The sequence below is a fragment of the Streptomyces physcomitrii genome (assembly GCF_012273655.1).
Classification (GTDB): domain Bacteria; phylum Actinomycetota; class Actinomycetes; order Streptomycetales; family Streptomycetaceae; genus Streptomyces; species Streptomyces physcomitrii.
The window spans coordinates 249,098-261,409 of the sequence record NZ_JAAWWP010000006.1 but is presented as its reverse complement, the minus strand read 5'-3'; the positions used below and the strand labels follow the sequence as shown (position 1 = coordinate 261,409).

10 protein-coding genes are annotated in these 12,312 nt (G+C 72.6%); 5 read left to right on the top strand and 5 right to left on the bottom strand.

Annotated features, from left to right (window positions below):
- Window positions 1–177 precede the first annotated feature (177 nt).
- The gene (locus tag HFV08_RS12805; protein WP_168539114.1) at window positions 178–924 is read left to right on the top strand and encodes an IclR family transcriptional regulator; all 747 of its coding nucleotides are present in this window, start codon (window positions 178–180) and stop codon (window positions 922–924) included.
- Window positions 925–1,184: 260 nt separating this feature from the next.
- On the top strand, window positions 1,185–2,345 hold the full coding sequence (locus HFV08_RS12800) for an amidohydrolase family protein (RefSeq protein WP_168538954.1): 1,161 nt from the start codon (window positions 1,185–1,187) through the stop codon (window positions 2,343–2,345).
- A 93-nt stretch (window positions 2,346–2,438) separates the two neighbouring features.
- Here HFV08_RS12800 and HFV08_RS12795 read toward each other — a convergent pair whose 3' ends face one another.
- The 5 genes from HFV08_RS12795 to HFV08_RS12775 form a co-directional block, all read right to left on the bottom strand.
- Window positions 2,439–4,079 carry a sodium/solute symporter gene (locus HFV08_RS12795; RefSeq protein WP_168538952.1) on the bottom strand — a complete coding sequence of 547 codons (1,641 nt, stop codon included), beginning with the start codon at window positions 4,077–4,079 and terminating at the stop codon, window positions 2,439–2,441.
- Window positions 4,076–4,408, bottom strand: a complete 333-nt coding sequence (locus HFV08_RS12790) for a DUF485 domain-containing protein (RefSeq protein ID WP_168538950.1) — start codon at window positions 4,406–4,408, stop codon at window positions 4,076–4,078. Before HFV08_RS12790 ends, HFV08_RS12795 begins: the two co-directional genes overlap by 4 nt.
- Window positions 4,409–4,926: 518 nt before the next feature.
- Complete coding sequence (locus HFV08_RS12785; RefSeq protein WP_168538948.1) at window positions 4,927–5,934, bottom strand: VOC family protein; 1,008 nt, start codon at window positions 5,932–5,934, stop codon at window positions 4,927–4,929.
- Window positions 5,931–6,794, bottom strand: a complete 864-nt coding sequence (locus tag HFV08_RS12780) for an alpha/beta fold hydrolase (protein ID WP_168538946.1) — start codon at window positions 6,792–6,794, stop codon at window positions 5,931–5,933. Before HFV08_RS12780 ends, HFV08_RS12785 begins: the two co-directional genes overlap by 4 nt.
- 35 nt (window positions 6,795–6,829) lie before the next feature.
- Window positions 6,830–8,431 (bottom strand): bifunctional 3-(3-hydroxy-phenyl)propionate/3-hydroxycinnamic acid hydroxylase, encoded by a 1,602-nt coding sequence (locus HFV08_RS12775; RefSeq protein ID WP_168538944.1) that lies wholly within the window; start codon window positions 8,429–8,431, stop codon window positions 6,830–6,832.
- A 138-nt stretch (window positions 8,432–8,569) separates the two neighbouring features.
- Between HFV08_RS12775 and HFV08_RS12770 the strand changes: the two genes are divergently transcribed.
- The 3 genes from HFV08_RS12770 (at window position 8,570) to HFV08_RS12760 (ending at window position 12,253) form a co-directional block, all read left to right on the top strand.
- The gene (locus HFV08_RS12770) at window positions 8,570–9,223 is read left to right on the top strand and encodes a TetR/AcrR family transcriptional regulator (RefSeq protein ID WP_168538942.1); all 654 of its coding nucleotides are present in this window, start codon (window positions 8,570–8,572) and stop codon (window positions 9,221–9,223) included.
- Window positions 9,224–9,604: 381 nt separating this feature from the next.
- The gene (locus HFV08_RS12765) at window positions 9,605–10,654 is read left to right on the top strand and encodes an amidohydrolase family protein (RefSeq protein ID WP_168538940.1); all 1,050 of its coding nucleotides are present in this window, start codon (window positions 9,605–9,607) and stop codon (window positions 10,652–10,654) included.
- Window positions 10,655–10,666: 12 nt separating this feature from the next.
- On the top strand, window positions 10,667–12,253 hold the full coding sequence (locus HFV08_RS12760; RefSeq protein ID WP_168538938.1) for an MFS transporter: 1,587 nt from the start codon (window positions 10,667–10,669) through the stop codon (window positions 12,251–12,253).
- Window positions 12,254–12,312: the final 59 nt, after the last annotated feature.

Genomic DNA, 12,312 nt, shown 5'->3' with positions numbered 1-12,312 from the left:
CCCCGGCGGCGACGGGTGCGGCGGTGCGGAGCGAACATGCGGGGTACCTCCGGACGGAGAGTGGCGGGGCTGTCGGAGAGGCGGCGGTGGCCGTCCGTCGATCCACGACAGGTATAGGCGTACGGTTCGAGCGGCGGCAAAATACGTTCCATGACACGGAACAGCGCGCAGGGGAACATGCTCGACAAGGCGGCTGCCGTGCTCGACTGCTTCCGCCCGGACGGCGGTACGTTCCGTCTCACGGAAATCGCCGCCCGCACGGGACTGGCCAAGACGACCGCGTTCCGCCTCTGCGCCGACCTGGTGCGCCTCGGTCTGCTCGAACGCGACGGCGAGACCTACCGGCTCGGCGGCAAGCTCTTCGAGCTGGGCTCGCTGGTGCCGCGCCGACTCGATCTGCGGGAGGCCGCGCTGCCGTTCCTCCAGGACCTCTTCGAGGCCACTCACGAGACCGTGCACCTCGGCATCCGGCAGGGGCACGACGTGGTCTACATCGAGCGGATCCACGGCCACCAGACCCTGACACTGCCCTCACGCATCGGCGGACGCCTCCCCCTGAGCTGCACGGGCGTCGGCAAGGCGCTGCTGGCCTTCTCCGGCTCCGAGCTGGCGGAGGAGGTACTGGCCGGGCCGCTGCCCCGCCTCACCCCGCACTCGGTCACCGACCCGGCGCGGCTGCGCACCGCCGTGGAGCAGATCCGGGTCTCCGGTCTCGCGTACGAGGAGCAGGAGGCCGCCCTCGGCGTCAGCTGCATCGCCTCGCCCGTCTTCGAAGGACCGACGGCGGTGGCCGCCCTGTCCGTCGCCGTGCCGCGCGGCCGCTTCCACCCCGCCGAGCTGGCACCCGCCGTGCGGACGGCCGCGCTGGGCCTGTCCCGTGTGCTGCGCTCGGGCGGCGGACCGGCGGGCGGCGCCGCTTCCTGAGGCGGCGCCGGGCGACCGGCCCGTGGGCGGCGGGCGGCGCCGTCCGGCCCGCGCGCATCCGGGAATCACCCCTGCCGTGATTCTTGACGCCCACCGCCACCCCTCTTACTGTAGCGGTCACTCCAGTCATTGTAGTGAACACTACAAGAACGTCGCCGCCGGTCCGGCCGCCGCGCCGACCCGCCATGGCCGCCGGTGTCCGCGCGCACCCTCCGGCGGACGTTCCTTCCCCCCTTTCGCTCCTTCGGTGAGGTGTCTTCATGGCTGCTACAGGACAAGCCGACCCAGGCGGCATGCGGCGCCGCGGACTGCTCAAGGCGGCACTGCCGCTCGGAGCCACCGCGACGGCCCTCGGCGCGTGGCCGGCGGCCGCGACCGGCCACGCCTCCTCCGGCGCTCCGGGGCGCCGCGGCAGAGACCGCATCGACGTGCACTGCCATCTGATCCCGGACTTCTACCGCCGGTCCCTGGCGGCGCACGGCATCACCGAGATCGCGGGCGTACCGATCCCCGTGTGGAGCCCGGCCCTCGCGGTCGGCTTCATGAACCGCTACGGCATCCAGGCCCAGGTGGTCTCCGTCTCCGAGCCGGGCGTCACCTACCTGCCCTCCGCCGAGGAGCGGGTGGCGATGGCGCGGCGTCTGAACACCTACACGAGCCGGGACCTGGTCCACACCGCGTCCGCACGCCTGAAGGGCCGCTTCGGCGGATTCGCCGTCCTGCCCCTGGGCGCTACCGTCGACGAGCAGGACGTCTCGCACGCCGTCACCGAGGCCCGGCGGGCCGTACGGGACCTGAAGATGGACGGCGTGGGCCTCTTCAGCAGCTACGGCGGAACGTACCTGGGCGATCCCGTGTTCGCGCCGCTGATGAGGGCGCTGGACGAACTGGGCGCCATGGTGTTCATCCACCCCGTGACCCCGCAGGGCTACCCGGACCTCGGACTGCCGCCGTTCCTGTACGAGTTCACCTTCGACACCACCCGCGCACTGGTCAACATGCTCTACAAGGGCGTCTACCGGCGGTACCCGCGCATCCGGTGGCTGGCCGCGCACGCCGGCGGCACCCTGCCGTACATCTCCTACCGCACCAGCCTGCTGACCCTGACCCCGGCGATCGCGCAGCAGGTGGGGGCCGCCGGCCTGGACGACAGCAGCCCGCGCTTCCGGAAGCTCTTCTACGACACCGCCCTGTCCCCGGCGCCTCAGGCGATGAAATCCGTACGCGAACTCGCCGGAACCGAGCACATTCTCTTCGCCACCGACTGGCCGTTCACCCGCGTCCTGTTCCCCGCGGCCGGGGACCCCGCACCACAGCTGGACGAGACCTTCTCGCCCGCGGAGCGGCTGGCCGTCGAGCGGTCCAACGCGCTGGCCCAATTCCCCGGCCTGGCCGCCAGGATCGGGGCCGAACCGGCCTGAGCCCGGCCCGGGGGCGGTGCGCCCCTTCTGTCGCCGTGAGCCGGTCCGCGCCGTGTGCCGCGGCCCGGCTCTCCGGCCGGGCCGCGGCACACGTCATTCCTCTCGCGCTCCGGCGAGCACCCGTTCCCGCCACCGGGGGTCCGCCCCGGAACCTTCCCCGGGCCGGGCACGCCGTCCGGCGACGCTGCCCGCCCACCCGAGCAGGAAGCCCGCGGGAACGGACAGCACGGCGGTCGACTGCAGCCCGATGAGATGGAAGTCGTGACCCGGCAGCAGCGAGGCCGGCGTGCCCGAGAAGGAGAGGGAGCAGACGTACAGGGCGGTGGTGCAGAGCACACCGCCGTACACGGTCCACAGCAGCCCCGTCCGGTTGTACCGGCTCCAGAACAGTCCGTACACGCAGGCGGGCAGGACCGTGGAGGCGGCGAGAGCGAGTGCCAGATAGGTCAGGGACTCGAGGTTCCGTCCCTGGGCCGTTGCCGCCAGGAGGACGCCGAGCCCGCCCACGCCTCCCGCGGCCCATCTCGCCGAGCGGACCTCCCGGCGCTCGGAGATCCGTCCCCCGCGTACCGCGTGCGCGTGCAGATCGTGCGCCAGGGCGGCCGCGGCGCTCAGCGCGATACCGGCGACCACCGCCAGTACGGTGACGAAGACGGAGCACGCGACAGCGGTGTACAGCACGCTGCCCGCGGTTCCCGAGGTCTCGTGCCCCAGCTCCCCGGCCAGGAGGAGAAGGGCCGTCTGGCCGCTGCTGTCGACGGCACGGATCCTCCGGCCTCCCACGAGTCCGGCGGCACCGAGCCCCGCGATGACGACGCAGAGGAAGAAGACGGCCATGACGGCGACGGCGTAGCGGGTCGCCCGGCGGGCGGTGGCGCCGTCGGCGGCCGAGTTGATCCTCATCAGGATGTGCGGCATGCACGCCCCGCCCAGCACGACGGACAGTTGCAGGCTCAGGAAGTCGAGGCGGCCGACCGCGCTGTCCCCCGTGGCGTGACCGGGTTCGAAGTAGCGGTCGTGCAGCCCGCTCCCCCGCTCGGCCGCGGTCAGCAGGGCGCCCGGGTCGAAGTCGTGGTGCCGCAGGACCAGAAGGGCGAGGAGCACCATGGTGGTGAACACCACGGCCACCTTGGCGATCTGGACGAGGCTCGTCCCTCTCATGCCGCCGAGCACCGTGTAGCAGATCATCAGCACTCCGGCGAAGACCGTGCACGCCTGTGCGGCCCCCTGGCTCGTCAGTCCGAGCAGCAGTGCCGTGGCGCTGCCGGCTCCGGCCAGCTGCAGGACGAGGAAGGGCAGGCAGACCGCCAGGGTGGCCGTGGCGGCGGCGATACGGGAGGACGGACCCGGCGAACGCAGCGCGAGGATGTCGCCCAGGGTGTAGCCGCCGGCGTTGCGCAGCGGACCGGCGAGGAGCAGGAACACCCCGACGGCCAGGCAGCTGCTGACCGCCAGCGAGATCCCGTCGTAGCCGGCCACGGCCACCAGACCGGATACACCGAGGAGCGCGGCAGCCGAGAGGTAGTCCCCGGTGAGCGCCAGCGCGTTCTGCATCGGCGTCAGCGACCGGTTGCCGGTGTAGAAGTCGGCCGTGGTGTCGTCCCCGGGACCGGCCAGGACGCACAGCAGGAGGGACACGGCGACGAACACCATGAAGGCGGCCGGCACCATCGCCCGGTCGTCGGCACCGCCCGGGACCGAGGTGAGACCCGCGGCGAGCAGCAGCTCGGTCATCCCTGTCTCCCCTGCGAGGGGAACGGCCGCGGGGACAGGGCCTTGGCCGGGCCCGGCTGCGGCAGTGCGGGCTGCACGAGTCCGGCAGGGCGTCGCACCGAGTCGAGGAGCGGGTCGGCGCGACGGCGGAGGGTGCGGTCGTACTGCCATGAGGTCAGCAGCAGGACGGCCAGTTGCAGGGCGCCGAGCACCACGCCCAGAGGCGTGCCGATCACAGGACGGGTGGCGAACAGTTCGCCGGCCGCGCCGGACGGCAGGGCGGTGAGCAGGAAGGCGGCGCCGTTGACCGCCAGGAACCACCGACGCGCACGGGAGTGCGTGCGCGTCACGTGCCGCAGGGCGCCCGGGAGGGGCTCATGGGGCCGGTCGTCCGACGGGGGCCCGCTGCCGGGCCGGTGGAAGGGGACGGACATGGATCGGGGTCCTCTCGCGAGGTGGAGGATCACTCACCGGGACCTGGCAGCACGGCCCCCGGCGTCCCATGACGGGAGCACGACGAGCGGTGTGCCGGACGGACCGAGCGGTGCGGGACGGGGACGGGTGGGCAGCACGCATGACCGCAGGCGTCCGGGAGCGCCGGGGCCGCAGGCGTCCGGGAATGCCCGGGACCGCAGGCATCCGGGAGCGCCGGGACCGCAGGCATCCGGGAGCGCCGGGACCGCAAGCGTCCGGGGGCGCCGGGGCCGCGGGAGTTCGCCCAGGAGCGGGCCGTGGGGCCGGGTGCCCGTCAAAGCCCGGCGCGACGGTTGCGCGACCGGGCGACCGGGTTGGCGGCGGGCTCCCGCCGCGCTGCCGGGGATCGAGCGGGTACGGTCGCCCCGCCGGGCGGCGGAGTGACCGTACCGGGTCAGTCGTCGGGGATGCCGGTGCCGCTGAGGGCGGGGACGGTGCTCTCCGGCCGGACGAGGGAGCGGGCGCCGAGCCGGAACTGGTCGAGCTTGCCGATGATCGTCTGGCCGACGGGCCGGTGGCCCCAGATGCTGATGCCCTGGTGGGTGGAGGGCTCCCAGGTGCTCTCGTCGATGACGAGGGGGTTCCAGCCGACCTCCCACTCGAAGCCCGAGGGGGTGCGGGCGTAGTAGGAGAGTTCCTTGTCGTTGGTGTGCTGGCCCACCGACAGGGCCATGCCGAAGCCGAGTCGGTGCACGCGCTCGTAGCTCTGGGCCACGTCGTCCAGGCTGCCGGCCTGGATGTTGAGGTGCTGGACGCGGGTGCGGATCGGGTCGACCGGCAGGCCGCGGATGGCGGCGATCGCGAGGGAGTGGTGGCGTTCGTTGACGCGCAGGAAGCGGATCTTGAGCTTGACGCCGCTGATCGTCTCGTCGATGTAGTCGGTCAGGCGGGCGTCGAAGACCGTGTGGTAGTAGCCGCGCATCAGGGTGGGCTTGGCGGAGGTGATCGCGACATGGCCCATGCCCGCGTCGCCGGTGACCCAGCCGGAGGCGAGCATCCGCAGCGGCTCGGAGGAGATGACCGGGGTGGTGTAGATCTCCTGCACCAGGCCCTTGGGGCCGGGGAAACGCAGCAGCCGTTCCACGCCGCGCAGGGCCGCCTCCTCGTCGGAGCCCCGTACGACGGGGACGCCGTGGGCCCGGACGCGGGCCTCGATCTGCTCGAAGGAGGCGGGGTCGTCGATGTGCCAGCCGATCGCCACCACGTCCTCGGCGGGGCCGCGCCGGACCAGGAAGCGGCACTCGTGCTCGTCGAGGCGGAAGCGCATCACGTCACGGGAGATGTCGTCGTGGTGCATGCCGATGGCGTCGGTGCCGAACCGGCGCCAGTCGGCGAAGCGGTTGGACTCGACGACGACGTAGCCGAGGTGGACGGAGCCGAAGACCGAGGGTGCGGTGTTCATCGGCGGCCCGCCAGGAAGTCGGCGCAGAGCCGGTTGAACAGGTCGGCGCGCTCCCACTGCACCCAGTGCCCGGTGTTGGCGACCTCGTACAGGTCGCAGTCGGGCATGCGCTCGGCCAGCATCCGGCCGCCCGAGGGCCGGTTGACCTTGTCCGCGGCGCCCCACAGCACCAGGGTGGGCACCGCCAGCCGGTTCAGGCGCTTGTCGCGGGTGAAGTCCATCTTCCACAGCGTGCGCAGCGACTTCGGGCGCCTGAGCGGCGGGGCGGCGACGACCTCGGGGTCGATGCTGTCCTGGTAGCGCGCGTCGATGATGGAGTCGGGCACCTGGGCGGCGTTGAAGACCAGGTAGTCGCGGATGAACTTCTCCAGCTTCGGCCGCGACGGGCCGTCCCCCGTGTAGTAGTTCAGGAGGCTGTTGAGGCCCGGCGTGGGCAGCGCGCGGGTGGTGCCGATGCCGCCGGGACCCATGAGCACCATGCGGTCGACCCGCTCGGGGGTGTCGAGGGCGAGGCGCAGGGCGCAGGCGCCGCCGTAGGAGTTGCCGACGAAGTGGGCCTTTTCCAGGCCGAGTTGGTCGAGCAGACCGCGGATGGCGGTGGCCAGGGCGCCGAAGGGGTCGTCGGGGTCGACGCCCTTGACGCTGCGGCCGTAACCGGGCAGGTCGGGCACGATGACCCGGAACTCCTTGGCCAGCTCCGCGATGTTGCGGCTGTAGTTGGAGAGTCCGGAGGCGCCGGGGCCGCCGCCGTGCAGCAGCAGGACGGGCGCTCCCTGCCCCGCGTCGGCGACGAAGATCTTCTTGCCGCCGACGTCGAGGAGGCGCTCGTGCATCGCGGGGACTTCGCTGGGTGTGGTCATGGTGGTCCTCACTGGGCGGTCGTCACTGGCGGTGGTCACTGGGCGGTGGTCGCGCCCGGCCGCGGCGCGGGGGCGAACCCGGCCGGGGGCGGCGGGAGTTGGGCACCGGCGGGAGCGGCGGCGTAGACATAGGCGTCGGGGCGCAGGGCCAGGGTGGTGACACGGCGCTCGGTCAGCCAGGGCAGCAGGACGCCGTCGCTGTCGACGACCGCGCCCTCGGCCGGGCGCGAGCCCACCGGCAGAACGGCCAGCGACTCGACACCGAGGCGCTCCCACGCGGGCTGCGCGGTGGGCAGCCCGTGGCGCAGCAGCAGCCAGCGCCCGCCGAGCACGTCGTCCAGCCGTACGCGTTCGCCGTCGGGCCCGGTCACCGAGGGCTGCGGGATCTGGTGCCCGGTCGCCTTGGTGCGGGGGCGGGCCTGCAGGCCCGCGTCGTAGCGGGCCACGGGGATCCAGTTCGCGTCCTGCAGCCAGTCGGCGACGCCCGGTATGCGGTCCAGGGTGCGCAGGGCGCCGTTGCGGAGGCGGGCGACCGGGCGCCGGCGTTCGGTGATCATGCGGCCGACGAACACCGCTCGCTTGGTGACCTCCCTGACGTGCGGTTTGCGTTCGGTCTCGTAGCTGTCGAGGACGCTGTCGGGCAGTTCACCGCGGAGGACGGCGTCCAGCTTCCAGCAGAGGTTGGCCGCGTCCCGCACACCGGCGGCCATGCCCTGGCCGATCCACGGCGGCATGGCGTGCGCGGCGTCCCCGGCGAGGAAGACTCGGCCGGCGCGGAAGCGCGAGGCGAACCGGACGTGGTGGCTGTAGACGGTGGTGCGCAGGACTTCGATGCTGTCGCGGCCGATCCTGTACCGGGAGATGAGCCGGTACACGGCGTCCTCGGTGACCAGCTGCTCCTCGTCGTCTCCGGGCAGGAGGGGGAACTCGTAGCGGTGGTGGTCCAGCGGGGTCGGACAGTCGACGGCCGGGCGTGCCGGGTCGCAGTGGAAGCGCAGCTTGTCGTGGTCGGGCCAGGGCTTGAGCATCTTGGTGTCGATGACAATCCAGCGGTCCTCGTACGTCCGCCCCTCGTAGCCGATGTTCAACTGCGCGCGGGTGAGGCTGGAGCCGCCGTCGGCCGCGATCACATAGGCGGCGCGCAGCCGGTGGACCGAGTCGTCGGCGGTGCCGACCACGGTCAGGTCCACGCCGTCGGCGTCCTGGCGCAGGCGCAGGCACTCGTGGCGCAAGAGGATCTTCACGTTCGGGTAGCGGTCGACCCCGTCGCGCAGGACCTGCTCGAGGGCCGGCTGGTAGATGAACATCTGCGGCGGGTGGCCGTGGCCGCGCGGGGTGGGGGACGCGCTGAGGACCGTACGGCCGGCGGCGTCGACGAAGTCCACCGGCCGCTCCGTCAGCATGTCCCGCTTGAGGCGCTCGGCCAGCCCGACCCGCTGCCAGATGCGGACGACCTCCTCGTCGGTGGAGATGGCCCGTGCGCGGGTGAAGATCTCGGCATCCCGTTCCAGGACGACGACGCGCAGCCCCATCGCGCCGAGCAGGTTCGCCGCGGTCACGCCCGTGGGCCCGTAACCGATCACCGCCACGTCGTAGGCGCTGTCCTCGGTCCCCGGCCCGGCCCCGGTCCCGTCCATCAGGCCACCTCACTGTCGTTCGTCTCGCACGGCTCTTGCTGTAGCGTACATTCCAATTGGAACGACTGCTACGGTAGACTTGCCGCCGGATAGGGTCAAGCAGCCGGCGAGAAGCGCACACCACGAGGGGCACCTGCCATGACGAAGCCGCAGACGACCCGCAAGAAGCGCGCGAACGGAGTGGAGTCGCGGCAGCGCATCCTCGACGCCGCCATGGAGATCGCGGGCGAGCGGGGATACGAAGGCACGTCGATCGCGGCCGTCAGCGCCAAGTGCGGACTGCCCGCCAGCTCGATCTACTGGCACTTCAAGGACAAGGACGACTTGATCGCCGCGGTCATCGAGCGCAGCTTCGAGACCTGGCTCGCCGCCGTCGAGCTGCCGGGCGAGGAGACGGGGACCCCGCTGGACCGGGTCACCGCCATGGCGGGGAACGTGGCGAGGTCGCTGATCGACGCCCCCGACTTCCTCCGTCTCGGTCTGATGCTCGCCCTGGAACGGCGCCCCGCGGAGCCCCGCGGCCGGACGGTGTTCCTCCAGGTCCGCGACATCGCGCGCACGAAGATCGCCGAGATGTCCCGGACGCTCGTCCCGGACCTCGACGAGGAGTCCGTGCACGCCCTGACGACCTACGCCGTCGCGGGCGCCGACGGGCTGTTCGTCCAGCGGGAGATCAACGGCGACGACGTCGACCTCGTGGCGCTGTTCGAACTGCACGCCCAGCTGGTCTACGAGGCGGGGACCCGCATGGCGGCGAGGGGCACGGCAGCGAGCCGGACGCCGGGCACATGACCGCGCCCGGCGTCATGACCACGGCTCCCTGCACCGGCGTCGGCCGGAAGGCAGCGGCAAGGGCAACGGCCCATTTCGGAGCCCTCGGCTCCGCGCCGGTGCCCTTACTCCGACGTCAGCCGCCCGCCCCTCACCCCGTCTGAGACCTCACGCACCACACGGGCGACTCCCCTGTCCGCTCTGCCCCCGTCTCTTCTGCTCCGTCTCTTCTTCCCTCTTCTTCCGGTCGCCCATCGACCCCGCGCCACCGCCGAACCGGGCCTCCACGCTGCCCCGGACACCGATGCCCAGAGGGCCAGGCGGGTCGGCAGCGCCCGGTCGACCGCCGGAAGGACCCGGCTCCCCCGCCGCATCTCGTACACCCGCAGGAAAGGCCGCTTCATGTCCCCTTCGGCACAGCGCATCGACGTCCACCAGCACGTGGTGCCCGACTTCTACCGCGAGGAGCTCGCCAAGGCCGGTATCGCCGACGCCGGCGGCCGCGCCCTGCCCGCATGGAGCCCCGAGTCCGCCCTGCGGCTGATGGACCTGCTCGGCACCACCACCTCGATCGTCTCCGTCTCCACCCCGGGCACCGGCTTCCTCCCCGGACCCGCCGAGGCCGCCGATCTGGCCCGGCGCCTCAACGACCACTCCGCGGCCCTGGCCGCCGACCACCCCGGCCGCTTCGGCTTCTTCGCCACGCTGCCGATGCCCGACGCCGACGCCTCGGCCACCGAGGCCGCGCGCGCACTGGACGAGCTGCGCGCCGACGGTGTCACCCTGCTCGCCAACAACCGGGGCACCTACCTCGGCGCGGAAGACCAGGACGCCCTGTGGCAGACGCTGAACGACCGCGGCGCGGTGGTCTTCGTCCACCCGGCCGAACTGCCCGCTCCCCCGGTCGACGGCATTCCCGCCTTCGCCGCCGACTTCCTCCTGGACACCACCCGCGCCGCCTACCTCCTGGTCCGCAACGGCATCCCGCGCCGCTACCCGGACATCCGGTTCATCCTCAGCCACGCCGGCGGCTTCGTCCCCTACTCCTCCCACCGCATGGCCCTCACCATCGCCGAGGACAAGGCGCGCAGCCCGCTCGACGTACTGGACGACTTCCGCTCCTTCTACTTCGACACCGCCCTGTCCTCCAGTCCGGCCGCCCTGCCCACCCTGCTCGCCTTCGCCCGCCCCGGACACGTGCTCTTCGGCAGCGACTGGCCCTTCGCCCCCACCGCGGCCGGGCAGTACTTCGCGGGCGGTCTCGACGACAACGTGGACCCGGGCACGCTCAAGGCCGTCAACCGCACCAACGCCGAAGCGCTCTTCCCCCGGCTGGCCGCCACCGCCCCCACCGCGGCCCCGGCCCTGCCGGCCCCGGTACGCCTGCGCAACGCGGCCCAGCGCACCGCCGCGCGCCTGGTCTTCCGACTCCTCCAGCCCGGCACCGACTGAGACGGTTTCCTCATGCCCGCCAACGCGCACCGCCCCTTTGGCGACCAGCCCGAAGACCGGCAGGACACCGTCGCGACCGGACGGGCCGGCCACCGCGGCGTGCTCTTCGCCATGTGCCTGTCCCTGGTCCTGGTCGTCGCCTCCGTCTCCGCGCTCAACCTCGCCCTGCCCGACCTCGCCATCGACCTGTCGGCCACCAACGGCTCACTGACCTGGATCGCCGACGGCTACACCGTCGCCCTGGCCGCTCTCGTCCTGCCCCTCGGTGCCATCGGCGACCGCATCGGGCGCCGCAAGGTCCTGGTCGCGGGCACCGTCGTCTTCGGTCTCGCCTCCCTGGCCGCCTCCTTCGCCGACTCCACCACCACGCTGGTGGTCTGGCGCGTCGTCATGGGCCTGGGAGCCGCGATGATCATGCCGGGCACCCTGTCCACGATCACCGCCGCCTTCCCTCCCGAGCAGCGCGGCAAGGGCGTGGCCACCTGGTCCGGTTTCGCCGCCGCCGGAGCGATCCTCGGCATGCTCGCCGCGGGGACTCTGCTGGAGTGGTTCTCCTGGCGCTCGCTCTTCGTCACCAGCGCCGCGGTAGCCCTGGTGGCCGCCGTCGCCGCCCTGCTCCTGTCGCCCGACACCAGGGACGAGCACCCCGCCCCGCCTGATGTGTCCGGAGCCGTCTGCACCGCTGCCGGGATCGGCACCCTTGTCTTCGCCATCATCGAAGGCAACGAGCAGGGCTGGACGGAGCCCGCCGTGATCGCCGCCCTCGTGGTCACGGTGCTGGCCTTCACCGCCTACGCCTGGCTCGGACTGCGGCGTGAGCACCCCCTGCTCGATCCCGCCCTGTTCGGCATCCGCGGCTTCCGGGCGGGCGCGATCACCGTCCTCGTGCAGTTCATGGCCGTCTTCGGGTTCTTCTTCGTCGGCCTGCAGTATCTGCAGCTCATCCTCGGCTACAGCCCGCTCAGGGCCGCCGCCGCCCTCGTACCCGTCGCCGTCGTCGTCCTGCCCACCTCCCAGGCCACCCCGCACCTGGTGCGGCGGGCCGGGATGAAGGCCACCATGACCGTCGGCCTGCTCCTGCTGAGCGCCGGACTGTTCGTCATCTCCCGGCTCGACGTCGGCTCCGGTTACCCGCCGTTCCTCGGCGGACTCGTCCTGGCGGGCTTCGGCATCGGCCTGTCCGGAGCCGTGGGCACCTCCGCCATCACCGGCTCGCTCGGCCGCGGCCAGCAGGGAGTCGCCTCCGCGATGAACGACACCACCCGCGAGGTCGGCTCGGCCGTCGGCATCGCCCTGATGGGGTCGATCTACGGCAGCCACTACCGCTCCCACCTGCCCGACTCGCTCGACCGGCTCCCCGCCGCTACCGCCGAGGCCGCACGCGACTCCGCCGCGGCGGGCCTGCACGTCGCCGATCGGCTCGGTGCCCGGGGCACGGCCCTGGCAGACGGCGTCAAGTCCGCCTTCATGGACGGCCTGTCCGCCTCGCTCACCGCCGTCAGCGTCATCGTTCTGGCCGCCGCGATCGGCTGCCTGTTCCGCGCACCGAGGACACCCCCGGCATCCGACGACGGTCCGCGCCCGCCCGAGACCGGCTGAGGTACCGGCCCACCCCGCACGGCGGTACGACACCGGCCGAGGCCCCCGGCACTGCGCGG